The organism is Actinoplanes sp. SE50/110 (genome assembly GCF_900119315.1).
Classification (GTDB): Bacteria; Actinomycetota; Actinomycetes; order Mycobacteriales; family Micromonosporaceae; genus Actinoplanes.
The window spans coordinates 1,130,786-1,156,882 of the sequence record NZ_LT827010.1 but is presented as its reverse complement, the minus strand read 5'-3'; the positions used below and the strand labels follow the sequence as shown (position 1 = coordinate 1,156,882).

General features: G+C 66.4%; 24 protein-coding genes and 1 tRNA gene. 16 read left to right on the top strand and 9 right to left on the bottom strand.

Annotated features, from left to right (window positions below):
* Positions 1 to 10 precede the first annotated feature (10 nt).
* From ACSP50_RS05095 to ACSP50_RS05085, 3 genes are all read left to right on the top strand, one after another.
* Entirely contained in the window at positions 11 to 568 is a 558-nt protein-coding gene (locus ACSP50_RS05095) for a YqgE/AlgH family protein (protein WP_014688088.1), read from the top strand.
* Between the two features lie 89 nt (positions 569 to 657).
* Positions 658 to 730: transfer RNA gene (locus ACSP50_RS05090), tRNA-Ala, on the top strand.
* Positions 731 to 933: 203 nt separating this feature from the next.
* Positions 934 to 1,275, top strand: a complete 342-nt coding sequence (locus ACSP50_RS05085) for a DUF6882 domain-containing protein (RefSeq protein ID WP_014688087.1) — start codon at positions 934 to 936, stop codon at positions 1,273 to 1,275.
* A 32-nt stretch (positions 1,276 to 1,307) separates the two neighbouring features.
* On the opposite strand, the gene ACSP50_RS05080 is transcribed toward ACSP50_RS05085, so the two are convergent.
* The 5 genes from ACSP50_RS05080 to ACSP50_RS05060 form a co-directional block, all read right to left on the bottom strand.
* Positions 1,308 to 1,715, bottom strand: a complete 408-nt coding sequence (locus ACSP50_RS05080; protein WP_014688086.1) for a PLD nuclease N-terminal domain-containing protein — start codon at positions 1,713 to 1,715, stop codon at positions 1,308 to 1,310.
* A gap of 71 nt (positions 1,716 to 1,786) precedes the next feature.
* On the bottom strand, positions 1,787 to 3,205 hold the full coding sequence (gene pntB, locus ACSP50_RS05075) for a Re/Si-specific NAD(P)(+) transhydrogenase subunit beta (protein WP_014688085.1): 1,419 nt from the start codon (positions 3,203 to 3,205) through the stop codon (positions 1,787 to 1,789).
* A 4-nt stretch (positions 3,206 to 3,209) separates the two neighbouring features.
* Positions 3,210 to 4,727, bottom strand: a complete 1,518-nt coding sequence (locus tag ACSP50_RS05070) for a Re/Si-specific NAD(P)(+) transhydrogenase subunit alpha (RefSeq protein ID WP_014688084.1) — start codon at positions 4,725 to 4,727, stop codon at positions 3,210 to 3,212.
* A gap of 319 nt (positions 4,728 to 5,046) precedes the next feature.
* On the bottom strand, positions 5,047 to 5,688 hold the full coding sequence (locus ACSP50_RS05065; RefSeq protein WP_014688083.1) for a LytR C-terminal domain-containing protein: 642 nt from the start codon (positions 5,686 to 5,688) through the stop codon (positions 5,047 to 5,049).
* Positions 5,669 to 6,187, bottom strand: coding sequence for an RNA polymerase sigma factor (locus tag ACSP50_RS05060; RefSeq protein ID WP_014688082.1), 519 nt, complete (start codon positions 6,185 to 6,187; stop codon positions 5,669 to 5,671). Before ACSP50_RS05060 ends, ACSP50_RS05065 begins: the two co-directional genes overlap by 20 nt.
* Before the next feature lie 181 nt (positions 6,188 to 6,368).
* Here ACSP50_RS05060 and ACSP50_RS05055 point away from each other — a divergent pair, with 181 nt between their 5' ends.
* Both ACSP50_RS05055 and ACSP50_RS05050 read left to right on the top strand, forming a co-directional pair.
* The gene (locus ACSP50_RS05055) at positions 6,369 to 7,652 is read left to right on the top strand and encodes a helix-turn-helix transcriptional regulator (protein ID WP_014688081.1); all 1,284 of its coding nucleotides are present in this window, start codon (positions 6,369 to 6,371) and stop codon (positions 7,650 to 7,652) included.
* Positions 7,649 to 8,854 carry a helix-turn-helix domain-containing protein gene (locus ACSP50_RS05050; RefSeq protein ID WP_014688080.1) on the top strand — a complete coding sequence of 402 codons (1,206 nt, stop codon included), beginning with the start codon at positions 7,649 to 7,651 and terminating at the stop codon, positions 8,852 to 8,854. Before ACSP50_RS05055 ends, ACSP50_RS05050 begins: the two co-directional genes overlap by 4 nt.
* Before the next feature lie 55 nt (positions 8,855 to 8,909).
* On the opposite strand, the gene ACSP50_RS05045 is transcribed toward ACSP50_RS05050, so the two are convergent.
* Positions 8,910 to 11,249, bottom strand: coding sequence for a M4 family metallopeptidase (locus tag ACSP50_RS05045; RefSeq protein WP_014688079.1), 2,340 nt, complete (start codon positions 11,247 to 11,249; stop codon positions 8,910 to 8,912).
* A 563-nt stretch (positions 11,250 to 11,812) separates the two neighbouring features.
* Here ACSP50_RS05045 and ACSP50_RS05040 point away from each other — a divergent pair.
* The 9 genes from ACSP50_RS05040 (at position 11,813) to ACSP50_RS41560 (ending at position 18,472) form a co-directional block, all read left to right on the top strand.
* Positions 11,813 to 12,202, top strand: a complete 390-nt coding sequence (locus ACSP50_RS05040) for a hypothetical protein (RefSeq protein WP_231956867.1) — start codon at positions 11,813 to 11,815, stop codon at positions 12,200 to 12,202.
* Positions 12,203 to 12,552: 350 nt separating this feature from the next.
* The gene (locus ACSP50_RS05035; protein WP_014688077.1) at positions 12,553 to 13,542 is read left to right on the top strand and encodes an alpha/beta hydrolase; all 990 of its coding nucleotides are present in this window, start codon (positions 12,553 to 12,555) and stop codon (positions 13,540 to 13,542) included.
* An 83-nt stretch (positions 13,543 to 13,625) separates the two neighbouring features.
* A complete protein-coding gene (locus ACSP50_RS05030) occupies positions 13,626 to 14,018 on the top strand; it encodes a hypothetical protein (RefSeq protein ID WP_043510855.1) in 393 nt (130 codons plus the stop codon).
* Between the two features lie 234 nt (positions 14,019 to 14,252).
* Entirely contained in the window at positions 14,253 to 14,729 is a 477-nt protein-coding gene (locus ACSP50_RS05025; protein ID WP_014688075.1) for a hypothetical protein, read from the top strand.
* A gap of 500 nt (positions 14,730 to 15,229) precedes the next feature.
* A complete protein-coding gene (locus ACSP50_RS05020; RefSeq protein ID WP_014688074.1) occupies positions 15,230 to 15,574 on the top strand; it encodes a hypothetical protein in 345 nt (114 codons plus the stop codon).
* Positions 15,571 to 16,005 carry a hypothetical protein gene (locus ACSP50_RS05015; RefSeq protein WP_014688073.1) on the top strand — a complete coding sequence of 145 codons (435 nt, stop codon included), beginning with the start codon at positions 15,571 to 15,573 and terminating at the stop codon, positions 16,003 to 16,005. Before ACSP50_RS05020 ends, ACSP50_RS05015 begins: the two co-directional genes overlap by 4 nt.
* Positions 15,957 to 17,195 (top strand): alpha/beta hydrolase, encoded by a 1,239-nt coding sequence (locus ACSP50_RS05010; protein ID WP_014688072.1) that lies wholly within the window; start codon positions 15,957 to 15,959, stop codon positions 17,193 to 17,195. Before ACSP50_RS05015 ends, ACSP50_RS05010 begins: the two co-directional genes overlap by 49 nt.
* Positions 17,196 to 17,275: 80 nt before the next feature.
* Positions 17,276 to 17,665 (top strand): hypothetical protein, encoded by a 390-nt coding sequence (locus ACSP50_RS05005; protein WP_043510849.1) that lies wholly within the window; start codon positions 17,276 to 17,278, stop codon positions 17,663 to 17,665.
* A gap of 594 nt (positions 17,666 to 18,259) precedes the next feature.
* Complete coding sequence (locus ACSP50_RS41560; RefSeq protein WP_155123441.1) at positions 18,260 to 18,472, top strand: hypothetical protein; 213 nt, start codon at positions 18,260 to 18,262, stop codon at positions 18,470 to 18,472.
* 548 nt (positions 18,473 to 19,020) lie between these two features.
* Here ACSP50_RS41560 and ACSP50_RS41555 read toward each other — a convergent pair.
* The 3 genes from ACSP50_RS41555 to ACSP50_RS41545 form a co-directional block, all read right to left on the bottom strand.
* A complete protein-coding gene (locus ACSP50_RS41555; RefSeq protein ID WP_014688070.1) occupies positions 19,021 to 20,421 on the bottom strand; it encodes a hypothetical protein in 1,401 nt (466 codons plus the stop codon).
* 536 nt (positions 20,422 to 20,957) lie between these two features.
* Positions 20,958 to 21,515 (bottom strand): hypothetical protein, encoded by a 558-nt coding sequence (locus tag ACSP50_RS41550; protein ID WP_099343699.1) that lies wholly within the window; start codon positions 21,513 to 21,515, stop codon positions 20,958 to 20,960.
* Positions 21,512 to 22,885 carry a hypothetical protein gene (locus tag ACSP50_RS41545; RefSeq protein ID WP_014688067.1) on the bottom strand — a complete coding sequence of 458 codons (1,374 nt, stop codon included), beginning with the start codon at positions 22,883 to 22,885 and terminating at the stop codon, positions 21,512 to 21,514. Before ACSP50_RS41545 ends, ACSP50_RS41550 begins: the two co-directional genes overlap by 4 nt.
* Before the next feature lie 630 nt (positions 22,886 to 23,515).
* Between ACSP50_RS41545 and ACSP50_RS41535 the strand changes: the two genes are divergently transcribed.
* A complete protein-coding gene (locus ACSP50_RS41535; RefSeq protein ID WP_155123440.1) occupies positions 23,516 to 24,094 on the top strand; it encodes a hypothetical protein in 579 nt (192 codons plus the stop codon).
* Between the two features lie 301 nt (positions 24,095 to 24,395).
* On the top strand, positions 24,396 to 25,634 hold the full coding sequence (locus ACSP50_RS04990; RefSeq protein ID WP_014688066.1) for an IS701 family transposase: 1,239 nt from the start codon (positions 24,396 to 24,398) through the stop codon (positions 25,632 to 25,634).
* Positions 25,635 to 26,097 lie beyond the last annotated feature (463 nt).

Sequence of the window (26,097 nt, the reverse complement as noted above, 5' to 3'; positions counted from 1 at the left end):
AGGCCGGTCGATGGAGTCGATGACCGGTCAGCTCCTGGTCGCCACCCCCACCCTCAAAGATCCCAACTTCGACCGTACGGTCGTGCTGCTCGTCGCCCACGAGCCGGGCGGTGCCCTCGGCGTCGTCCTCAACCGGGCCACCGAGGTCCCCGTCGCCGAGGTCCTCGGCAACTGGGGGGAGCTGGCCGGCGACCCCGCCGTCCTCTTCGAGGGCGGCCCGGTCCAACCCGAGTCGGCCATCTGCCTGGCCCGCACCCGCCCCGAGGTGAAAAAGCGCCTGACCGGCTTCCACCCGGTCGCCGGCGCCCTCGGCACCCTGGACCTCTCCGCCGACCCGGAACACCTCAAGGAGAACGTGGCCGGCATCCGCGTCTTCGCCGGCTACTCCGGCTGGTCCGCCGGCCAACTGGAGGAGGAGATCACCGCCGGCTCCTGGTTCGTCTTCGACGCCCTCCCCGGCGACCCGTTCGTCGAACGCCCCGACGACCTGTGGGCCATGGTCCTGCGCCGCCAGGGCGACATCCTGGCAGCTGTCGCGCACTTCCCCCCGGACGTCTCGCTGAACTGAAGGGGGTGCTGCGAAGGCCCGCGGCGGGGTGTGTAGTATTTCCAGCGTGCCCGGGGGAAACGCCGGGGACACGGCAGGAAGCAGTGCAAGGGGCTGTGGCGCAGCTGGTAGCGCACCACACTGGCAGTGTGGGGGTCAGGGGTTCGAGTCCCCTCAGCTCCACCCTTGTAAACGCCCGGACTTCGGTCCGGGCGTTTTCTTTTGCCATAGCGCGGAAGGGGTCGGGCCGGATGGGCCACCAACCGGGACCCGATCATGAGCGGTGGGAGGCCTTCGCGCTGGAGGCTCTCGATCGAGTCAGGCAGCGGCAGGCCGCGATGGTCACCGGACACGGGGTCCAGGGCGATGTGCAGTATTAGTGGTCGATGGACGACGCCCGCATCGTGTTCTCCCGCGGAGGCCGGGAGTTCCTGCATGGGCGGATCACGGTGATCGGCAGCGTCGATCACGCCCAGCAGACCTGGCTGTGGTCGTGGGCCAACGATTCTCTGCCGCAGGCGGTGCTCGGCGACATCGCCGGCGTGCGCGACTTCGGGGAGCGACATGGCTTCCCCCTGCTGGTCCGGCCCGGCTTCCACGCGGAGCAGAAGCCGGTGGCGCAAGCCAAGACGGTCGCCGCGGATGTGCTCGATGCCGAGGGACTGTGGTTCCAGCCGGGCGACGAGATCGACCTGCACTTCGCCATCCACGGTCTGCGGCCGGTCTGAGCGGGAAGGGCCGGCGGCCGGCGCGGGACGGGTCAGGCTTCGCCGGATTCGCGGCGGCGGAGTTCCTCCTCGCGGCGGCGGAGGTCCGCCTCCCACCGGCGCATCAGGTTTTCGTCCTCGCGGCGGGAGGCGGCCAGGCCGCGGAGGAACTCCGGGTCGTCGTCCGGGGCGGCCGGGGCACGGCGGGTGGGGCGTTCGTTCTCCGGGAAGCCGGCGCCGGGGCGCCACACCGTGCCGTTGCTGAGGTGGATCGGGCGGGCCGGGCGGCCGGCGACGAACCAGGCGATCGGGCCGATCGGGGAGAACAGCAGGATCAGGAGGACCCAGAGGCCGCGTGGCAGGGCGCGGACGGCGTATTCGTCGACCGAGAGACAGTCGATCAGGGCGACTACGATCAGCACGAGGTCGATCAGCCCGAACAGGGAGTAGAGGCGAACCACGCCGCGATGATGTCAGAGCGGGGACGAGCCCGCTGCCCGAACAGGCAGCGGGTTCGTAACGAACTTGGACGTCAGAAAGCTTTCAGGATGTCGTTGACCCGGTCCTTGGCGTCACCGAAGAGCATCGCGCTGTTCTCCCGGAAGAAGAGCGGGTTCTGCACGCCGGCGTAACCGGACGCCATCGACCGCTTGAAGATGATCACTTCGGCGGCCTCCCACACCTTCAGGACCGGCATGCCGGCGATCGGGCTGGACGGGTCCTCGGTCGCCGCCGGATTCACGGTGTCGTTGGCGCCGATGACCAGGACCACCGACGTACGGGCGAAATCGTCGTTGATCTCATCCATCTCCAGCACGACGTCATAGGGCACCTTCGCCTCGGCGAGCAGCACGTTCATATGCCCGGGCAGGCGACCGGCGACCGGGTGGATGCCGAACTTGACGTCGACACCCTTCTCCCGCAGCTTGCGGGTCAACTCGGCCACGCCGTACTGCGCCTGGGCCACCGCCATGCCGTACCCCGGCGTGATGATCACCGATTCGGCGCTGGTCAGCATCTTGGCGACCGCGTCGGCCTGGATCTCCCGGTGCTCGCCGTAGTCGACGTCGCCGGACGGGCCGGCCTCGATGCCGAAACCGCCGGCGATCACCGAGAAGAAGGAGCGGTTCATGGCCTTGCACATGATGTACGACAGATAGGCGCCGGACGATCCGACCAGCGCCCCGGTGACGATCAGCAGGTCGTTGGAGAGCAGGAAGCCGCTGGCCGCCGCCGCCCAGCCGGAGTAGCTGTTCAGCATGGAAACGACGACCGGCATGTCACCGCCGCCGATCGAGGCCACCAGGTGCCAGCCGAGCAGCAGCGCGACCGCGGTGACCGCGATCAGCAGCCACAGCCGGGGATCGATCACGAACCAGACGGTGAGCGCCACGAAGGCGACCAGCGCGCCGACGTTCAGCAGGTTCTTGCCGGGCAGCACCAGCGGGCGCGAGTTGATCCGCGCGGACAGTTTGAGGAACGCGACGATCGAGCCGGTGAAGGTGACCGCGCCGATGAAGACGCCGATGAACACCTCGGCGTGGTGGATGCCGAGCAGGCCCTGGGCGGAGAGTGCAGCCGACTCGCCGCCGTCCGGGTCTCCTTCGACGTGCAGATAACCGTTCCAGCCGACGAGCACCGCGGCCAGGCCGACGAAGCTGTGCAGCAGGGCGATCAGCTCCGGCATCCCGGTCATCTCGACCTTGGCGGCGCGGTACAGGCCGATCGCGGCACCGATCGCGGTGGCGACCAGGAGCAGGGCCAACCCCGTACCGCTCAGATCGCCTTCGACAGCCAGAGCGATCGTGGCGACCAGCGCGAGTGCCATGCCGGCGACGCCGAAGGCGTTGCCGCGCTTGGCGCTCTCGTGCCGGGACAGGCCGGCCAGAGCCAGGATGAACAGCAGGGCGGCGACGAGGTACGCGGCCTGGGCGGACGTTGCGAGAGTCATCGGGTCAGCTCCTGGTGAACATGGCGAGCATGCGGCGGGTCACCGCGAAGCCACCGAAGACGTTGATGCTGGCCAGCAGGATCGCCGCGAACGACAGCACGGTGACCACGGCGCCGCCGTGTCCGAGCTGCAGCAGCGCGCCGACCACGATGATCCCGGAGATCGCGTTGGTGACCGACATCAGCGGGGTGTGCAGCGCGTGGTGCACGTGCCCGATGACGTAGTAGCCGATCACGATGGCCAGCGCGAAGACCGTCAGATGCCCGCGCAACGTCGTCGGCGCCAGGGCCGTCAGCAGGAACAGCGCGGCTGCGCCGACGCCGGCCAGGGGCAGCGTCCGATTCCTGGTCGCGGTCGCCGCCTTCGGCGCCGCCACCTCCTTCGTCTCCGGGGCCGGCGCGGCCGAGACCGACACGGCCGGTGGCGGCCAGGTCAATTCCCCTTGCCGTACGACGGTGATCGATCGCTGGACGACGTCCTCGAAGTCCAGGACCAGGTGGCCGTCCCGTTCCGGGGTCATCAGCTTCATCAGGTTCACCAGGTTGGTGCCGTACAGCTGGGACGCCTGCGCGGGCAGCCGGCCGGCCAGGTCGGTGTATCCGATGATGGTCACGCCGTTGGCGGTGGTGACGACCTCGCCGGCCACCGTGCCCTCGACGTTCCCGCCGTTGGCGGCCGCCATGTCGACGATCACGCTGCCCGGCTTCATGCTGGCCACCATGCGCTCGGTGATCAGGCGCGGGGCGGGTCGCCCCGGGATCAGCGCGGTGGTGATGACGATGTCCACCTCGGCGCACTGCTCGGCGTACAACCGGGCCGCCCGCTCGTTGTAGTCGTCCGACATCTCTTTGGCGTACCCGGTCGACGAGACCTCGACGTCCGCCGCCTGGACCGCGAGGTACTCCCCGCCCAGCGACTTGACCTGGTCGGCGACCTCGGGCCGCGGGTCGGTCGCCCGGACGATCGCCCCCAGGCTGCCGGCCGCGCCGATCGCCGCCAGGCCGGCCACGCCGACCCCGGCGACCAGCACCTTCGCCGGCGGCACCTTGCCCGCCGCGGTCACCTGCCCGGTGAAGAACCGGCCGAACGCGTGCGCGGCCTCCACCACGGCCCGATAGCCGGCGATGTTCGCCATCGAGGAGAGCACGTCCAGCGACTGCGCCCGCGAGATGCGCGGCACCGCGTCCATCGACAGCACGGTGATCGGCCGGCCGGCGAACTCGGCGACCAAGGCCTCGTTCAGCCGCGGGCTGAACACCCCGACCAGCGTGGCACCCGGCTTGAGCCGGTCCAGCCGCGCCGGTTCCGGCGCGTTGATGGTGAAGACGACATCCGCGGCGTACGGGTCGCCGACGGTCGCCCCGGCCTCCGCGTACGCCTCGTCGGCGAACGACGCGCGACGGCCGGCACCCGGCTCGACCACCACTTCATAACCGAGTTTGAGCAGCTGGGCGACGGTCGCGGGGGTCGCCGCGACCCGCTTCTCGCCGGGGCTGGACTCCCCCAGAACACCAATGATCATAAATCGACTCCCCAGCAGTTCTAGCGACGTTGCCGGACCTACGGCGGAAACGTGAATGTGGGTGTCTTCACGGATGCCGACCATGAACGCGTTCAAGGGATGAGCTTGTTACTCGTGGGTAGCTTAACGTTTCGACATGACCGCTGTCACACTACAACTCATCACATCACTCACAGTGACCACAAGGTGAGCGCGCATGTCAACGGCCCCCGCCTCGCACACAGCGAGCCGGGGGCCGTCGACGTCATCGGAAGGTCAGCACACCGAGCGGGTTGTCCCGCTCTGCGTGCGGCCCGGCCGCCGTCGGCTTCCGAGCCGGTCAGCGCTTCGCGGGCGCCCCCACGGTCGCACACTGCGGTGGGGCGGTCGGCTCGCCGACCGCGACGAGGTTCCGGTTGGCCTCGGTGGGGGTGGCGAGCCGGGTGAAGGCCGGGCCGAGGGTCACCGCGATGATGTCGTCCCGGATGCCGGGGTCGAACAGCATCGTCGCACCGTCCTGCAGATAGGCCCGGACCAGGGCGGCCGAGCCGATCCCGGCCGGGCCGTAGCTCACCGAGGCGGCGCCCTCCAGGGGGGATCCGGTGGCGCCGTTCAGCACGGTGAAACGACGCTCCCGCAGGTGGGCGGCGGTCGCGTCGATCAGCGCGGTGGACGCGCCGCCGTCCAGCACCCGGATCCGTACCTCGACGGGATCGTCCGGCAGGGCGAGGGAGCAGTGCAGCGCGGCGGCACTGGGCGGCGGACCGCCGGCCACCAGGTCATCGACCGGCGCGGGCCGCCGCGGCCAGATGACGGTGACACCGGCCGTGGCCACCAGCGCCAAGCCGGCCGCGGTCACCACGGCCAGCCGGCGCCGCGACCGCTGCCGGCCGCGGGCGCGAACCTCGGCGGCCGGCGGCACCGGCAGGTCACCGACCTCGGCCGCAAGCTCACGCAGTCGGTCAGGAACGGGACGTGACATCGCTGATCTCCTGATCGTTGTCGCCGAGCAGCTGGGCCAGGGCGGCACGGGCGCGGGAGAGCCGCACCTTGACCGTCCCCTCCGGAACGCCGAGGCTCTCGGCGATGTCCCGCACCGGCATGTCCAGTAGGTAGTAGAGGGTGACGACCTCCCGCTGCGCCTTCGGCAACCGCTGCAGCGCGGCGGCCACCGCCACCCGATCCGGCGACGGTCCGCCGGCGACGTCGTCGGGCGGGCCGAGTCGGGCCCGGGCGGCCACCCACCGCCGCAGCCCCCGCCACCGGTTGATCAGCAGGCGCGAGGCGACGACGCGCACCCAGCCCTCCGGGTCGTCATACCGCGACACCCGCGACCAGTGCTGCCAGGCCCGCGCGAAAGCCTCATGGGCGACGTCCTGCGCCTCGGCCCGATCACCGCAGCTGGCGTAGGCGTAGAGGAGCACCCGCCGGACCGTAGCCGCGTAGAAGGTGTCGAAGTCGGCGCTGTCGTCGCCCGCCATGGTTCCCGCTTCCGTCGGTGCCCGCACACTTGAATACACACCGCACCCCGCCACCCGGTTACTCGTCCCCGGCGGATTTCTCCCGGGCTCGGCGACAGGGCCGGCCTTACCGCTCCGGTCCAGGCCTGGACCGGATTCCCGGGGACGTGTGGGTCAGCGGCCGGCACGTTAGGTTGGTGCCATGCAGAGCAGCGTCGGCGAGCGCATCCGGCGCCTGCGCACCGAGCGCGGCCTGACCCAGCGCGAGCTCGCCGAGCCGCGCTTCAGCCGCGCGCTGCTCGCGGCCGTCGAGTCCGGGACGCGCCAGCCTAGTCCGTCGTTCATCGGGTATGCCGCGAGCCGCCTCGGCGTCGACGCCGACGAGCTTCGCCACGGGCGTCCCCCGGGCACGGCCGAGGACCTCGCCGCCCGATTGACGGCCGCCCGCCGTGACCTGTCGCAGGGGCGCATCGACGCCGCGGTGGCCGCGTTCGACCAGGTCCGGGCCGACGCCGTCCGGTACGCGTTGCCGGCGCCCGCAGCCTGGGCCGCGTACTGGCGGGGCGAGGCCGCGCTGCAGAGCGGGGAGCTGTCCGCCGCCGAGGACGCGTTCGCACCGGCCCTCGACTGTCCCGGCCCGGTCGAGCCGCGCGCCGCCGCCATCGCCCGATGGGCCTATTGCCGGTTCGCCGGGGGTGACACCTCGGGCGCGGTCGACGTACTGGAGAAACACTTGGCCGTGCTGCAGGAATCGCCACAGTCCCCGGCGGACGCGCTGGTGCGGCTGGGCACCGCGCTGATCTACGCCTACATCGAGTTGGACTGGCGTGAACGGGCCCGCAACTTGGAAGACGAGTCGCGGGCGCTGCTGCCACGGGTGCGCACTACGGAATGGGTCGCCCAGTTCCTCGTCACGGCGGGCCAGGCACGGCGTACGGCGGCCGAGCTGCCCGGCGCGCAGCGCATGTTCACCGAGGCCGGCCGGATCTATGCCGAGCTGGGGCTGACCCGCGAGATCGGGCTCTGCCACTGGGCACACGGCTATGTGCTGCGCCGGGCCGGAAGCCTGGAACCCGCCGCGGGCGAGTTCACCGCCGCGTGCACGGTGCTCGACTCGGTCGGCGCGCGGCAGGACAGTGCGGGCGCCGCGCTGGAGCTGGCCGAGGTACGGCGCCTGCAGGGGCGGCTCGACGAGGCCGACGCGCTCGCCGACGGTGCCGCGCGGGTCTGCGCCGAGTTCGGCCATCAGGAGTGCTCGGCCGAGGCGGACCGGGTGCGCGGCCTGGTCGCAGCAGGTCAGGGCCGGCCGGAGGCGGCGCGGGAACTGCTGGCGCGGGCGGCCGACCGCTACGCGCGCATGGGCCTCGCGGCCGAGCTGGCGACCACCTGCCGCGAGCTGGGCGACGTGCTGCTGGCCGGCGGTGAGCCTGCGCAGGCCGCGCTGGTGTTCCGCCGTGGTCTGCGCGCAGCCGAGACGATCCGGTGACCGCGGCTTTCGGCGGGCGGCTGCGCGAGCTGCGGAAGGCCCGCGGGTTCAGCCAGCGCGAACTTGCGGCGCCGCGCTACACCGCCGCATTCGTATCCTCGGTGGAGTCGGGCCGCCGCGCGCCGTCGACGGATGCCGTCGCGTACTTCGCTGAGCGGCTGGGTGTCACGCCGCGCGCGCTGACCACAGGCGAGGATCCGGATCATAGGGTACGCGCCCGGTTGGCGCTCGCCGATGCGGACGCGCAGGACGGGGCGGCGGACGCGGCGTACCGGAAATTGGCTTCTGAAGGGATTTTCGAGCCGCAATGCCGGCTCGGCCTCGGGCGGCTCGCGCTACGACGGGGCGAGATCGCCGACGCCGCGCGCGAGTTCGCCGCAGCCGCCCGGCTGCTCGCCGGGGAACCGGCACACGTCCGTGCTCACGCGGTCGCCGGTCAGGCCGCCTGCCTGCGCGCCCAGGGCGACCCGCGGTACGCCGCCCACCTGCTGCACCGGGTACTGACCGAAATGGACCTCGCGGCTCTGCCGGATCCGGCCGCCCTCGTGGCGATCCACGCGCAACTCGCCCTCTGCCACGCCGACCTGGAGGACGAGACGGCAGCGGCGGCCTCGGCGTCGGCCGCACTCTCCCTGGCCGGGCCGCGCGAGGCGGGCTCGCTTGCCGACCTGCACCTCACCGTGGCCCGCACGCTGCTGTCCACGAACGATCTCGCCGGCGCCGACCTCGCCCTGCACCGGGCCGGGCAGGCTCGGCAGCAGGCGACCCTGGCGCCGGAACTGGCGGCCTGCCGATTGATCAGGGGCCGGGCCCGCCGTACCGCCGGCGACCTGCCGGGCGCGCTGCGCGACCTCTCGCCGGTGGACGGTCCGGTATCGGCTGAGGCGGCGGTGGAGCTCGCCGCCGTCTATGCGGACCTGGGGCTGCGCGACCAGGCTCACGACCTGCTGCCCGAGCGGTTGCCGGCTGCCGACCGGCTGCGCGCCCGACTCGCCGAGGAAGTGGGCGACCACGAGGCGGCCGAGCACCACCTGCGCGTCGCCGCCGACGGCTACCGCACCCGGGGCCCCCGCCGCGAACTGGCCACGACGATCCTCGCTCTCGCCGATCTCCTCGACCGCCGGAACCGCCCGGAAGACGCCCTCACTGCCCTGCGCGATGGCCTCACCGACGTGCTCGGACCTGGCATCGGCAAGGCGTGAAGGTGCGGCGGTCCCCTCCCCCGGGGACCGCCGCACCGGTCGCGGTTCAGCCGGGTCAGCAGGGACCGGCGTCGGTCCAGACCGCCCAGGAGCCCGGCGCGCCCGGTTCGGCGCCGGTGGAGTACCAGGTGGAGTTCCAGAGGTGGCCGTTGTAGGAGGCCTTGTCACCCGGGACGTACGGGCGGGTGGCGCTCCACGCCGCGACGCCGCCGCAGCCCTGCGGCGGGGTGCCGCCCGAGACCGTGAGCGTGTAGGTCGCCGTGCGGGTGGCCGCGGTGCCGGTGCCGGTGACGGTCAACGGGAAGGTGCCCGCCGCCGCCGTCGAGGAGACCGACACCGTGAGGGTCGCGGAGCCGCCGGAGGTGACCGAAGCCGGGCTGATCGCCGCGGTCACGCCCGTGGGAGCACCGGAGACCGCGAGGTTCACCGTCTGTGCCGAGCCGCCGGCGGTGGCCGTGACGACCGACGCGGTAACCGAGTTGCCCGGAGCGACCGTGGCCGAGGCCGGGTTCACCGAGACCGAGAAGTCGTTCGCCGGGGGCTGCCCGGTCGTCACGGTCGTGGTGTAGGTGGCGGTGTGCGAGCCGGACGGGGCCGTGCCGGTGATGGTGATCGCCTTGCTGCCGGTGGTCGCGGTGGCCGACGCCCGCAGGGTCAGTGTGGCCGACTGCCCGGCGGTGACCGTGGCGGGGCTGAACGTCGCGGTGACCCCGGACGGCAGGCCGGACGCGGTCAGCGTGACACTCTGCGCGGTGCCACCGGTGACCTGGGTGGACACCGTGGTGGTCGTCGAGCCGCCCTGCTGCAGCGAGCCGGACGACGGGTTGACGGCGAGCGAGAAGTCGCCGGCCGGCACGGTCGTGCAGGACGGCTCGCCCGACTGGGGGCCGACGCTCACCGCGCTCCACGCCGCCTTGGTGCTCGCGCACTCCGCCGAGCTCGCGCCGAACAGGTTGACGGCCGCCTTGACGGTCGCGCCGCGGTACTTGGCGTAGCTCCAGCCGGACGTCTTCATGTTCATCGCGGACATGAAGATCTGGCCCGCCTTCTGGATGCTGACGCCGTTGACGGTGCTGCCGTCACAGGTCGGGCTCGCCGGGTTGCCGTTGGCCGGGCGGCTGCCCTCGGCCAGCAGGTAGAACCAGTGGTTGAGCGGCCCGGCGGCGGAGTGCACCTCGGTGCCCGGGATGGACGACGAGTAGCAGTTGGGGTCACCGTTGGTCGACGGGTTGTACATGTAGCGGATCGGCCCGGACCCGACCAGGTTGATCTCCTCGCCGACGGTGTAGTCCGGCGGGTCGCTCGGGTTGTCGGCGTAGTGCTCGGTCAGGGCGCCGAAGATGTCGCCGGTGCCCTCGCCGAGCCCGTTCTCGGCGGCCGTGCCCGCACCGGTGTACTGGTCGATCGCGTGGCCCATCTCGTGGCCGACCACGTCCATGCTGGTGGCCTGCGCGGTGTTCGACGAGTTGTGTCCGAACGTGCCCGACGAGCCGCCCCAGTACGCGTTGACGTCGTTGAGCCCGACGTAGAGCGGGAAGGCGCTGCCGTTGCCGCTGATGCCGCTGCGTCCCAGCCAATCGCGCAGCATGTTCCACTCCTGCTCGACGCCGTAGTACGCGTCGACGCACGCCGTCTGCAGGTCGGTGCCGGTGCCCGTGCCGCCGTTGCGGTAGGTCTGTCTGGTGCTGTAGTTGCCGCACGACAGGCCCGGGCGGGCCGGGTCCTGCAGCACGCCGCCGTTCGTGTCGATCTGCACCGCCCCGTTGACGTAACCGCGCGCCGCCTCGGACACGACGTCTTCCCTGGTGAACAGCACCTTGCCGGTGCCCGCGTCCACCCAGACGTGCAGCCTGCTCGGCGCGTCGTGGCGAACGCCCGAGACCAGCACCTGGTACGCGAGCAGCGGCTTCGCGCCCAGGGCATACACGACGAGCTGCGCCTGCCCCGCCGTCGCGACGGAGTCGAGCTGCCGGCGAGCGGTGCCGACCGCCTGCTTCGCGGGGATCGCGGGCCGCAGATTCCCGAGCGACACCCGACCGTGGTCCGCGGCGAACGTGTCACGCACGTGGCCCGCCGCGTCGACGACGACGGTGGCGTCCCCGCCGACTACGGGCAGGCCGCGGTACGTACGGTCATAGGTCAGGTAGGAGTAGCCGCCGAGTCCGGTGATCGCCTGGCGGCGCAGGAACGCGTCGTCGGGCCCCTTGCCGAGGGCGTCGAAACCACTCGCCGCGGCTTTGTCGGCCGCCGCCAATCGCACCTGTTCGGTGACGGGGGTGCCGCTCGCCGCGGCCGGTTGCGGGGGTGATGCGGCGTGGGCGCTCGTGATGCCCACCGCCAGGGCGGCGCCGGTAGCGAACGCCACCGTCCCCGCCAGCACGGTTCTGCTTCTCACCAGAACTCCTTCTTCAGGACGGCCGGAAGCTGCTCGTGACAGCCTCTACCTGCTGATACGAGTCACTTAACAAGTGTTATTGCACTTGTGGCGTGAACCATAGGCCGACGCCCGCGGTGGGTCAATAGCCATCAGTCGATGTTCTGGTGGGGTCGGCGGTCCATGCAGCACTTCCGCAGAACGACGAACTGCGCATCGAGCCGGCCCCGGCCATCCCGGCGGCATCGTGGTATCCGTGCCCGGCATGGGCGAAGTGCTGCGACCGCTGCCACCTCGACCGGGTGGAGTACCGGGCCGGGAGTTCCAGGGTCGCCGCCGAACGCCGGTGACGCCCGAGGTGTTCGGCCGACCTGGAGGCCACGTCGACCTCATGCAGGAACGGGCAGCCACACCCGCTATCGGGATGGCCGGGCCAAAATCCTCGCTGGCGCGTACGGCAAGGTGGGCATCACCAACGGGCAACTCCCAGAGGACCGGCGATGACGTTTCGTGGCAGGACCCAGATGGTCACCCTGTGGCTGGCCCCTTCCGTACTGATTCTCTCCGCCTGCTCAGGAGCCGGCGTGGACAAGCAGTCCGAGTCCGACGTGAACGCAGTCGTTCAGCAACACGCGGAACAGATCGCCACTGCGGTGGGCATGCCACTGTTCAATCCGAAACTGAGCTCCGGCGGGTGCACCGACCGGGCCGGCGAAAGCAGCGACAGAATCTTCACTGTTCAGGGCGTCTACAACGTCAACCCGCCACAGAAGGACCAGCATCTCGCCTCGCTGGCCAGGATCAAAGCCGGATGGCAGGCCAAGAGTTACCGCATCACCGACGACCGCACGGTAGGGCCGGACGACGGTCTGGTCGCCGCTGAAACCCCAGACGGCTACCGACTCGAGGTCGACCGCGCCATCCCCGACGGCTTGGTGGTCCTCATCCACTCGCCCTGCTACGCGAAACCGTGAGCAGTGGCGGTGGCCGCCGCCTACTTGGACCTCGGCGACCAGGTCCGGCACCTCGAAGACGCTGTCAGTAATCGAGGTCCGACTGACAAGCCATGACGTAACCGCCGCCACTGGTCTGACCTTCCGCGTCCGGGCCTCCGCTACCAGGCCGAACCGAACCTGCCGATCGAACGTAGTCTCTTTTGCCGGCATCGGATGACGGGGAGTCACTTGAATGCAGCCGAACATGGAGATCGACGTCGAGGGCCTGGTTCGTACGGGAACACAGGTGCAGGACTCATCGGGGTCGGTGCGCGACGCCATCACCAAGGAGACAGGCAATCCACGACTTCCCGCGAGAGGTCGGCTGGATGGACGGCGTGCCGGCCACCGACCGCGACAAGGCCAACCGGATCGGCCTGGCGCAGCAGAAGCAGTACCTGCAGGACCGGCTGCACAACCCCGACATGACCCTGGAAGCGCACGACACCTACGACGAGTTGCAACGCCTGGAGACGATCGAGAAGGGCCTGGACAAACTGGGCCCGCGAGGCTTGCTGCTCGGCTTCGACACTGCGGCGTTCGACGGCGATGGCAAGGTCATCATGGCGATGGGCAACCCCGACACCGCCCGGCACACCGGCGTCTGGGTGCCCGGCATGGGCACGACGCTCGGCGGCAGCACGCTGGACAACCTCGACCGAATCATGAAGATGAACGATGTGGCCGACTCAATAACCCGGGATCGGTCAGGTGACATCTCTACCATCTACTGGCTCGGCTACGACGCGCCAGAGTTCCCACCGGCCAACTTGTCAGTCGTGGCGAACTTCCGCTCGATCGCGGGCAGGGACCCGTACATCGACTTCATGCAGGGCCTGCGCGCTACCCATGAGAGCGGTGACGGGCATCTGGTGGCAATGGGACACTCGTACGGCACCACGGTGCTCGGCGAGGCGGCCAAGACGCATCGGCTTCCCGTCGACGACATCGTCACCGCCGGCAGCCCAGGCATGCACGTCGGTTCCGCCAATGACCTGATGGCCGACCCCCGCCACCTATGGGCCGGCGCCTCCGACTCCGACCCGGTCGCCCGACTCGAGGCGTACACGGTGTCCGGCGACTCGACAGTAGACAGCTCGCCGCTGACCGAACTCGCCAACAAGATCGCAGACGATGACCACGGCCTGGCACCCAGCGATCCGAGCTTCGGCGGCAACGTCTGGAAGGCTGACACGTCCGGGCACACACACTACTGGGACGACAACAGTGAAAGTCTCAACAACCAGTCGCGGGTGCTCGCTGGCGCCTACGACCAGGTGACGTACAACAGCGGCTCGATTCCGGAGAATTGGCGATGACCCGAAACGGAACTGTCCGCACCGTGGTGGCCTCTGCAGCGGCCGCCTTGTCTTTGACATTGTTCGCCTGTTCAGGAGCGCACGTGGAAACCAAGTCAGAGAAAGATGTCAACTCCGCGGTGCAACAGCACGCGGACAACATCACTAAGGTTGCCGCCAAGCCGCTGGAGGACCCGAAGATGCGGTCCGGCCCGTGTACCGACCCGATGGGCCGGGACAGCGACACGGTCTACACCGTGCAGGGCGTCTACAACCTCGCACCGCCCGCCACCGGCACGCACCTCGATATCCTCGCCAAGGTCCGCACCGATTGGACGAGCAAGGGATACACCATCACCGATGACCGCACCGTAGCTGCCGACCGAGGGGTACTGGCCGCCAAGACCAAGGACGGCTACAACCTCGACATCGAGACAGCAACCCCGGACGGATTCGCCATCATCATCCACTCCCCCTGCTTCGAGCGCCCTGACTGAACGGCGGATGCCGACACCGCACCCCATGCCGCAACGGCCAACTAGGCCAACAGCGCAGCACGCCCCACGTAACGCGGCGCCTGGGCCCCGGTTCGCGGAAAGCGCGAACCGGCACGTCCGGTCACACCGGGCACTGGGCGGACGGCAGCGAGAGTTTGATGAAGCAGTCCCGAGTGCTCGTCAGTACATACGACCAGATGACGTTGAACCGCGAACGATTCCGGAGAACTGGCGATGACCGGTCGTAGCACCGTCACGGCCGTGACGGCCCTGCTCGCCGCCGTGGCATTCACCCTGTCCGCCTGTTCAGGAGATCAGGTGGAAACCAAGCCCGAGGCTGACGTGAACGCGGCCGTGCAGAAGCACGCCAACGCCATCGCCGCGGTCGCCGGTCAGGCGCTGCAGAACCCGAAGGTTCGGGCCGGCGGGTGCACCGACCCGAACGAGAACGTCAGCGACAGCGTCTACACCGTCCAGGGCGTCTACACCCTGCCCGCCCCGGCCGCCGGCGAGAAGCACTTGGACGTCATCGCCAAAGTCCGCGACGACTGGAAGGCCAAGGGCTACACGATCACCGACGACCGCACCGTCGCCGCGGACCGCGGAGTCGCTGCCGCCCGGACCCCGGACGGCTACAAGCTCGACATCGAAACCGGCGACCCGCGCGGGTTCGCGGTCTTCGTCGACTCCCCCTGCTACGCACGCCCCTGACCGGAAACGCGGAAAGAGCCCACTGACTCCGCAGCCGCCCGGACGGGCCACCTACGAAGGCAGTGGACGCTGATCCTGCAATCAGGATCCGGATCGCACTCCACAGGCGTGTTCGAGACGACGTCTTGAAAACACAGCGCGCGGCCACAAGAAGCAGCCGCAGCAGTGGACCGCGCCACAGGCAACGGACCGCGACCAACGTAACGCGGGGTCTGGGGGCTCGGCCCCCAGGCTGGAATACGGAACGGCCCCCGGTTCGCGCTTTCCGCGAACAGGGGGCCGCAATGCCGTGGAGGTAGTCGCCTCTTACTTGAACCTCATCGACCAGGTCCGACACCTGCAAGACGCCGTCAGTGATCGAGGTCCGACTGACCGGCCATGACGTAACCGCCGTTGACGGTCTGACCTTTGGCATCTGGACGTCCGCTACCAGCCCGAACCGAACTTGCCGATCGAACGTAGTCTCTCTTGACGGCATCGGATGACGGGGAGTTACTTGGATGCAGCCGAACGTGGAGATCGACGTCGAGGGCCTGGTTCGTACGGGAACACAGGTGCAGGACTCATCGGGGTCGGTGCGCGACGCCATCACCAAGGAGAGCGGCTGGCTGACAGTCGCCGGCGCCGCCGCACCCTGGGCTGCCGTCGCCACCATGGCGGATCGCGCCCACGGCTGGGCGACGTATCTACAGGACCTGGCGGAACGGATCCGGCTCAGCGGTGCCGGGATGGTCGGCGCGGCGATCGACTACCAGACCACCGACCACGATTCCGGCACCGACATCGCCGGGACCTATCCGGCACCCGGCCCGCACCACGGCCCGCACATGGGATACGCCGAATGAGCACGATCACCTTGCAGGACGTCGCCGAGACCAACGTGGCCGCCTTCTCGTCAGCCTCCGACGCGTGGGATCGGGTAGCTGCGAACCTCGACGCCGGCTTGGAGAAGTTCATCGCCGCCGGCCAGCTTTTGCCTCATGTGTGGCAGACCGGGTACGCGGCCCAAGACCGGGTGTCGGCTTTGCAGGCGGAGTTGAGCGGCACGTACGACCCGTGCAAGATGATCAGCCGAGCTCTGCGCACCCATGCCGACACGGTGCTGAGCCTTCAGAGCATGCTCAGCGACATCCAACGCGAATGCGCCGCGGCCGGGCTGACCGTCAACCTGACGACCGCAACCGTCTCCTCGAAAGGTCACCTCACGGACACGTCGCAGGTGCTCAGATGGCCGGACTGGTGCAGAGCTACACCAGGCAGCTGGGCGAGTTGCTGACCCGGGCCAGGAGCCTGGACCAAGAGACCGTGCAAGCCCTCGCTCAGCTGCCTCCGTCGCCCGGTTCCGGCAAGACCGGCCCGAAGATCACCCAGGACGATCTGGCCGGTTTGAAAGGCAAAACACCGGCGCAGGTGCACGCCTGGTGGGAAAACCTGACCCGCGGGCAGCAGGACCAAGCCATCCACGACTTCCCACGCGAGATCGGCTGGATGGACGGCGTGCCGGCCACCGATCGCGACAAGGCGAACCGGATCGGCCTGGCGCAGCAGAAGCAGTACCTGCAGGACCGGCTGCACAACCCCGACATGAGACTGGAAGCGCAGGACACCTACGACGAGTTGCAACGCCTGGAGGCCATCGAGAAAGGTTTGGTGCAGGTGGGTCCGCGCGGGCTACTGCTAGGTTTCGACACCGCCGCGTACGCGGGCAACGGCAAAGTGATCATTGCCGTGGGCAATCCGGACACCGCCAGGAACACCGGAGTGTGGGTGCCGGGGCTGGGTACCACGCTGGAAGGCCAGACGTCCGGCAACCTCAAGCGGATGGTCGACATCAACAACGCTGCCGACGGTTTCACACCTGGCCAGGATGGCGATGTCTCCACCATCTATTGGCTCGGGTACGACACGCCAGAGCCTTACAACCTTTCCGTATTGCAGGACACCCGGTCCGTAGCGGGTAGCCAGCCGTACGTCGACTTCATGCAGGGACTGCGTGCAACGCACGAAAGTGATGGTGGCCACCTGGTGGCCATGGCTCACTCGTACGGCTCCACGGTCGTCGGCGAGGCGGCGAAAACCGGCCATCTTCCCGTCGATGACATCGTTGTGGCCGGCAGCCCTGGCATGCACGTCGGCTCGGCCAGCGACTTGATGAACGATCCCCGCCACGTATGGGCCGGCGCGTCCGACAGCGACCCGGTTCCGCGCTCAGGTGCCGTGCTGGACTCCGCTGCGGTAGTCAACCCCCAACTTATCGAATACATCGAACACAGCGCCGACGCCGACCACGGCCTGGCACCGAGCGACCATAGCTTCGGCGCCAACACATGGATGGCCGATACCAGCGGCCACACCCACTATTGGGATGGCGGAAGTGAGAGCCTCAACAACCAGGCCAAGATCCTCGCTGGCGCGTACAGCAAGGTGGGCATAACTAACGGGCAGCTTCCGGAGGACTGGCGATGACATCAAGTGGCAGGACCCAGAGGGTTGCCCTGTGGTTGGCCCCTTCCGTACTGATTCTCTCCGCCTGTTCAGGAGCTGACGTGGACAAGAAGTCCGAAGCCGACGTGAATGCAGTCGTTCAGCAGCACGCGGAACAGATCGCCACCGCCGTAGGCATGCCGTTGTTCAACCCGAAGCTGAGCTCCGGCGAGTGCACCGGAAGGGCCGGCGAAAGCAGCGAAAAAATCTTCACCATTCAAGGTGTCTATAACCTCAACCCGCCACAGAAGGATCAGCATCTCGCCTCACTGGGCAAGATCAAGGCTGAGTGGAAAGCGAAGAACTTCCGTATCACCGACGACCGCACGGTAGGGCCGGATGACGGCCTGGTCGCCGCTGAAACCCCCGATGGCTACAAACTCGAAGTCGACCGCGCCATCCCCGACGGCTTCGTCATCCTCATCCACTCGCCCTGCTACGAGAAACCCTGAGCCAGCGGTCAACCGCAATATCGTCAGGAGGCCGCGCCCCGCGTAACGCCGAGTTCGTAGGCTCGACCCCAGGCTGGAATACGGAACGGCCCCGGTTCGCGCTTTCCGCGAACCGGGGCCGCCAGGCAGTGGAGGTGTTGACCTCTTACTTGAACCTGAATGACCGGTTGGCCAATATCCGACGCATGCTTCGGACGGTCGTGCACAACTCTGAACAACATGCAGCTCCGCACGCTCAGCATCAATAGAAGCGGACTGTAGATCGGTCGCGAAAGCTACAGAGGTTCCGAATCCTCTACCCGCCACCACAGGCGCAAAGAAGCCCCTCACCAGTTGAAAAGCGGTGAGGGGCTTCTCGCGTTGGTCCCCACTGGGTCTCGGTTAGGACCGCTCGATCTCACTCGTCACGGCAAATGCACGGCAAAACTTCATCAGGATTCCCCGGGTCGTCGGCTTCTCGGGCATCGGCTCTGAGCACCCTGGGCGGCCCGTAGAGCAGGTTGACGCCCTGCCGACCCTCGGCGGCGAGCCGCTGCTCTTGGACTGCGACGGGCTGGTCTGCTCGATCTTCGCGGGTACTCAGCGCCACGTGTTGTGGCCGAACTGGTGGCGCTGCTCGATGCCAAGGGCGTCACCATGCCGGCCGAACTTCGCAACGAACAGGATCTCCTCGCGGTACTTCGCTGGGCGGCCGAGAGCAGTGCGCACAATGTCACAGCAGCCCTTAAGGAAGCACTATGCGCTGGCAGCAGCCGAACTGCGCGCCGCCAGCGTCTCAACGCCCACGCCCTTCGGGACGTGAGGTGAGCCTCGGCGCACACGCGCGGCCTGCCGATCGCAAAGGTGAGCAAACAACGGCAACAGCGATCGAGGCATACCTAGAGGCCCCCGGTCTCGCCCCGTTCGTAGCTCCGATCATCGGCCGGGCCTTCGCCGGTCCATGGCGGATAAAGCCGAACCCTGAGCCGGTGCTAGCCGCCGGGCACGCACTCGTGGGCCAGGCCGGACTGCTGCGCGATCGTCGGCGGCTCCCTCTCCGACATCGAGGCGCCCGCGAGGAAGGAATCACCGTGATCGGCTATACGAACGGGGATTGGAAATTGGCAGGTTCAGATCCGCCCACATCGTGATGACGTCGAAGGAAGACATAGCCGCGACCCTGTCCTCCGTGTCCCCCGAGCTCGATTGAACTGCGAAAACGACGGTGCAATGAAAGCTGCAGGTATCCCCCATCCGCCCGGCCGCGGTCACACGCCGCCGGTCAGACTTACGCCTCGCCGCAGCCACCAAGCTGCGTGCCGGTACATACGGTCGAGAAGCGGCGCAATAAGTGCCGGCATGGCTCTAGGCATCGTCTACGCAGCGATCCTCTCACTGGCCAGGCGGTCAAGGGTCACCACCTCGGCGGGCCCAGGGTGCTCGACGGACGCAACCACGGGTTCGCTGTAAGAGAAACTAAGACGCTGCCAACGGCTTGCGTACTCGGTCGGCACGCCGTTGTCGGCCACGATCAGCTGCAGCCGATCCCGATATGTCTCCGCAAGAGTATCTAGCTGTCGGTAAAGGTTGGCAGCAAGGGCCTCGCCAGCCCCGATCGATTTTCTTGGACTGTCCAGGATTAGACATCCTGGCATATTCGTCGCCGGGTCTCTCAGAGCTACCGAGATAAGCGAGACCCAATACGCGACGACGAGTGCGGTTCTCAGTCCACCGGTACTAATCTTGTCAAAACGATCTCCATTCACATACGGGAGATAGCTTCGATCATCAATTCGCACAGAGGTGACGCTAGGTACGCCGAAATTTGACAGCGTTCGAGCATACTCTTCTGTCAACGCAGCAAGCACATCCTCCTTCGCTTCTTTAATAATCGCCTCACGGCGTCGTATGTCATCCTTGAGCACGTCTCGCCGGGTTCTTGCTTCCTGCACGGCCCGAGACATGTCTGCGGCTCGGTCCCAGTACCTAAGGCGCTCTTCGAGCGTTTTTACTCTTTCCTGCGTCGTTCCGACCGCAGCACTCAAGTCAGCGAACTGCTGCAAACGCGGGCTCACCAGTTCTCGGGTACGCTCATCCACAACGTGAGCGAGTTTCTTCGCCTGCTCTTCCGTTTCCTCTAAAGATGAACGGATTTGATCTGTTTTTTCTGCATTGGATGACAGAAGTTCTTTTAACTCGTCCAATTGATAACGAATTTGGCCGGCTTCGTACGGCTCATCGTTCCAGCTAGTCCCTGTCCGCGTCTCAGGCTGAAGGCAGAGTCGGCAGTGACCTCGTTCAACGACTCGCCCTTCAATACTTTGGGTACAGCGAGGACACACTATAAACTCAATGTTCGCAAGGCGGAGGCCCGCGTCTTGCGCACGCTCGAACCGAGCCAAGTCCTGGCGAAGACCTGCAGCAAGGTTAAGCCGTTCCTCGTGCGCCTTCTCCAAAACGTTTAGTTCGCGCCTAAGGTCGTCCGCCCTATCTTGCGTAGTCACAAGCAGATCGCGCAGGAGGTCCGTTTGAGGGTCGGCTGGATCAGCATCAAGACTCAATTCATGCAATCGCGAACGGTAACCATTTAGTTCTTCTATTGCCTCCTCTTGAGCCAAGAGTGTCGCATTTTGCGGTTCAGCACCAACACTCTCCAGGAAGTTAAGTACCGTAGACTCTTCGGATTCCGCTTCTGTCACCCTTTGTTCAGCAGTCTGCAATTCCGATTTGAGCGTAAGGAGTTCTTCGTCCGTGAGGCCGAAGAATAGTTCAAACACAGTCCGGCGTTTAGGTTCTCTGTAGCTATCGCTGTGATGAGCGATGCTCCTGTCGATCTCCGGCTATTCGACGTATAGGCTCGACCAAATGTCGTTGAAGGTCACAACGCTCGGTTTGCTGGTAGCGCGCGAGCTTAGAGCCGAAGCCCTTACGTCCGCAGGAAGGCCCAAGGCAGTTAAGAGGATCTGGCCGATAGTTACCTCTGCCTTGCCACGGGCCTCCGCCGGGAAAACGCCCAAGGCCTCGCGTGAGCGAAGGTCAAAGGCATGGACATCATTAACCCCGCTGTGCGTAGCGCGGCGCAGCGCAAGCCGCTCCGCCCCCGCGGCAATCCGAAGCGTTACGCTGGATATGTGCTCTTTCACCACGGGACTAAAGCGTGCTGAGCCACCGAGCCCATGTTTTATTAATTCTATTAGCGTGCTCTTACCCGTCGCTACGGGACCATCAAGTACCGTGAGTGGCCCAGTGAGTTCGTAGGCGACGGTGCCGCCCGTAGTTTCCAGTTCGATATAGTCGACTCGAAAATACTTACTCATGGGCGTATCAACTCTCGATGCGGACGATCCAAGATCTCGGGAAGTTTCTCATAGATTAACTCTTTGAGCCCATTGCCACTCAATTTTCCGACGTGCTCCGCCACTGCCTCGCACCGTTCGGCCGTCTCCATCCAAGCTGGGGCACCCTGCAGCTCGCTGACAATCTTCCTTCCCATGGCTGTAGGGCGGAGCGCAACGCTGCCCTTGCCTCCACGGGTGTAGGCAAGAAGACCTTTGCCGACCAAAGCTCCGATAACGGGGTAATACCGGTTGTCCCAGGGCCCGTACTTATAGCGAATCATTGGAGACTCGGTTTCACGATAATCGTCATCCGAAGGCCTCAGCCGGCTGTCGTTCCCAAGACCTTCAGAAACCCGGGCAGCGAGAGTCGGATAACGTACCAAGAAATCGAGCTTGGCGAGTTTCGTTAGGCCGTCCAGCTTTCGGCCGGCACCAGGGGTGCGCGATACTGCATTGACAAGCAACAGGATCCGCGCTTGGTGATACGCGCTGTCAATATCCAGGCCAGCTTGGCGGTGCGTCAATATTGTCATGCGGCAACCTCTCCGCCCGTGCCCGGAGGTGCGCCATGACTCACACGCAATTCTGCCTGCTTAGCGTCGACGTCAAATTCCTGACTGAACCAGACCTGACAGCGGCTGGCTAAGTCGCAGACGGCACCTAGTGCTGTGAGCGTTTCCCGAGGCAGCGGTAAGGACCCCAACGCATCTACTAGATCTGCACTATCAAGCTTTCGCCACATTCTAGAACCGTACTTACCGCCGCTAGATTCCTCGGCAGCCTCTTCGGCAATTTTGCTAGCGACGTACCGCAGGCGATTCTCGGCGAGCTCGAACTCCTGAGACATCCCGGGCACAGCCGCATACTGATGGCGTTCTCGCCGCCAATTCTCTGCGAAGCGCTCTGCGGTGACGATTGCTGTGGTGGTGCAGCCGCCCTCTAATAGCTTCGCGGCAAGGCGAGTAGCAGCAATCTTAAGATCAGGCATGGCATACGCGGCGGGGGCCTTCGCTGCTTCCTCAACGGCAAGGATTACGTCTTGGGCCGTGACTATCCGTCGGCGTAGCGTCCGGTCAAGACGCTCGGCAGCCGTTTCGCCTTTGATCCTGGCGATGAGGTCACTTAGCTCCCCTAGAGGAAGCTTCCCCCTGCCTCGCATTCTGGTCCGGAAGATGCCTAAAACGGCATTCCACGCAGCCTTGGACGCCAAGGTTGATAGGCCGAGCTGTTCGAGCAGTGGCTCAACGTACTTCTCTGGCGCGCACGCCTCGACATCGTCGGCTTGAGGACGAGATGTATCAAACTCAATGCTGTGGAGGAACGCACGGATATCATCGAGAAGGCCCTGCACAGGGACTATTTGGCTCTTCGTAGCCCCTTCGGGGGCACGCCATTCCACTGGAATGTCCGCTTTGTCTGGAAGACGTAGCATCTCCACAGCGAAAGATCGGATCATCGTTGCGGAGTCGGATGTGGCAGCCCCTGACTGAAGTTGTCGGCACACGTCCCGGAGCCCTGAGGCATCGTCTCCGCCCTTGAGTTCTGAGTTTGTGACCATGCGGCATCCTAGGTCGCGTCCCAGGCCCTTCCATCGTGCGTACAGGTGAGCCAAACCGCCGTCATCGGCAAGCGTGGCCCACGTGTAGGCGCCTCGGCCAAGTCCCCTGTACTTGACGGATACGATCTGAACATCGTCACCGTCGATGAGTGCGTAATCTTCGTGGTGCTCGCACAAAACTGCCTTCAACCCAGCGGCACCTCGGGCCTGGTCTTTAAGGTGCATGGTGGCGACGGCGAAACTATCAGCCGCCGCCATGGCTGCCTGCCAGTCGAAGAGGTCTGCCGTGTGCGCCCCGGCGTCTTCGGGCGGGGGAGTTCCCCACAACCTTTCGCGTGCCGTCACGCAGGCACTCCCCTCTGCGGCCCTCTGTGTTTGCATTGTGGCGCAACGTGACGTCAGATGGATAGCCCTCTTGGGCTTTCACTGCTACCAGCGGTATTCATACGTCGTCACATCGATGGGGAGTTGGGTCGTCGAGCTGTCACCCATCCCCCTGGGGTCCCAACTGCCTCGGGGTGGGCGCGTGAGCCCTGCACACAGCCGGCTAGGTGGTAATCGCGCTGCGACGGGCGTGCATGAACCGGCGTTTCACGTCCTCGACCACCGGTCCTGGACAACCCAACAACGACTGCGAACCGCCATCGTGACCTGGATCGAACGGACTTCTCATTGCCGCCGTCAACGATCGCTAGCTCGGTTGAACCCTATCGAGAACACGACATCATCACCGCGTCGGCCAGTCAAGCCGCGTGACTCGTTCTGTCACCTATCGGTTCAGCAGACCTAGCGTCGCTGGACTGAGCGCGTGGAGCGACCGCCTGCCGCAAGTTACAACATCGGACCTCGATGCTGTACAGCATCGGGCCACCGCACCTGAGATAACGACGGGCTTCCGACGAAACCCTAGCCCTATGAAGTTGAGTCCCCCAGCGTTGACCTAAGCGTCCCGGTCAGCCACCTATGGGGGCAGATGTGAGCATCCTCGGCCCTCTGATCGCTCTTGCCGGTGTCCTCATAGGCGCCATACTGTCGTACGTATTCTCGCTCAAGGGTGAGCGGCGACGGGAGAGGTGGGCTCTCGACCGTGAGTGGAGGGAGCGCCGCCTTCAGACCTATAGTGAGTACGTCTCCGACGTTAAACGGATGAAAAGCATCGCGGCGCGCATCGCCGCAGGCCTTGGGCTCGACGATCAATCTCCACCGCTTGACAGAGAGACAGGCAAGAACGTGCTGGCCGAAGCCAACATGGCACGGGGAAACTCCTTTGAGACGCTCGCGCTGATGGGTGATCAGGCACTTGTTGAGGCTGCCAGGGCGTTGAACCGCGCAGTCTGGCGTCTGGAGTGGTTCGCCCGCGGTTTGCTGGATGACACAGATGTAGAAGGCTGGGACATCGCGACGCGCGACTACTACCACGCAGTGAACGATTTTCATAGGCTCGCCCGCCATGAACTCGGTGTGACCGGCGTATTTTCGCCTAGAGAAGCTGAAGGCTCGCCACGCGAGCAGTACGAGCTAGATCGACGAACCAGAGGACGAAGGCCAATTTGATCGACCGGCACAAACTTTAGTTGCTCTCCGGGAACGCTTGCCATGATCTGAAAGTGTTCCGCTAAGTTTGTGACCCTCGTCCCGACTAATTGCGAGCAAATTGATCTCGACCCAGCCCTGCTCGCTCACCGCTAGTACTCCAGCAGGAGATCCGTTCTGAGCTGCTGTGATGGTGTGGTTTTGTCCGTGGACAGCAAGCAGCCACCGCCAAGTCTTGAAGGTTGTGTGGACCCAAGATGCGGCGGTGGCTGCCGCCTACAGAGTAGACGCTCAACGATGGTCTGAGCTGTTCAGCGAGCTGATGAACACGATCGAGGCACGTTTCGCCCGACCCGAACCCCGGCGCCGGGTCCGTGACTTCGTTGCCGGGCTGCTCGCACCGTTGCCGACGAAGAACTGCTGGACGATTGCCGAGCACGCCGGCGACGACGGTCCGGGCGGGATGCAGGATCTGATCAGCCGTGCCAGTTGGGACGACGCCCTGGTGCGGGCCGATGTGCGCGACTTCGTGGCGGCCCGTCTCGGGCACCCGGACGGGGTGCTGCTGGTCGACGAGACCGGCGATCTTAAGAAAGGCACCCACACTGTCGGCGTGCAACGGCAGTACTCCGGAACCGCCGGGAAGATCGAGAACTGCCAGCTCGCGGTGCACCTGTCATACGCTTCCCCACTCGGGCACAGCCTGGTCGACGTTGCTCTCTACCTGCCGAAATCCTGGATCGACGACCCTCAGCGACGGGCAGAGGCAGGGGTTCCTGGCGCCGTCACGTTCGCTACGAAACCGGAGCTGGCACGCCGCTTGATCGAGACCGCAGTAGCTGGCGGGCTGCCATGCCGGTGGGTCGCCGGCGACGAAGCTTACGGCGGTGACCCGCAGCTGGCCACCGCACTACGCCGGCATCAGCTCGGCTACGTCCTCGCGGTCGCCTGCTCACACCGAGCACCGACCGGCCTCGGCGTCCAGCGGGCCGACCAGATCGCCGCCGGACTACCGAAACACGCATGGCAGCGGATATCGGCCGGCAACGGCGCGAAAGGCCACCGCTACTACGACTGGGCTTTCATCACCCTGCCGCACGCAGCTGACCAGCACCAAGGCCATCACTGGCTACTGATTCGCCGCAACCGGACCACCGGTGAACTGGCGTTCTACCGCTGCTGGTCACCGCAACTCGTCGCGCTGCACCACCTGGTCGCCGTCGCCGGAAGACGCTGGAGCATTGAGGAGTCGTTCCAAGCAACCAAAAGCGGACTCGGACTGGATCAGCACCAGCACCGCCGCTGGAAAGCCTGGCACCGCTGGACCACCCTGGTCATCGCCGCCCACGCATTTCTCGCCGCCGCGACCACGGCCAGCACCACGAGCCCGGACGGCCTGATCGTGATCACCGTCAACGAACTCCGCCGGCTGTTCCACGCTCTGGTCATCGAACCCGGCAGACGCGTCGTCGACGTCATTGCCTGGTCAATCTATCGCCGCCGTCATCAAGCCGCCGCCAGGACCAGCCACTACGCCCGCCAAGCACTCACGGAACCCTGAAACGGAACTCCTGCTGGAGTACTAGCTGGTCGACCAACACATCCTGCATGCGCCTCGCTCAACAGTCTCTCGCTGCTCCAGGCGCCGCTAATGAGCTACCGTGCCGCTGCCTACGGCGATACTGACCTGCCCGGCGTGACCGCATAGCTCGGTCCGCCGTGCCCCGCCGCTCGTCAACTGCTACTCGGAACTGTGCGGTTTGTATAGACGCCGAGTGGGACGGCGAGAAGTTCCACGGACGTCCAACAAGGCGCGGTTGGGCTAGCGCCCAGGAAATTCGAAGCTGTGAGCAACGCCGAGGTAGCTGCGCACCAGGGGTCACGAGGCGCCCCGAAGCCGTGCGGTGCGGGTGGCAACGGCGCCAACCAGGGTCCGGTCGTGCATGCTCCCACAAGCGCACGACCGGACCTCTGCTTGTTCGCCAGCTTGCGGAGGAAGCGATGCCACACTCGCGTCGGCATGC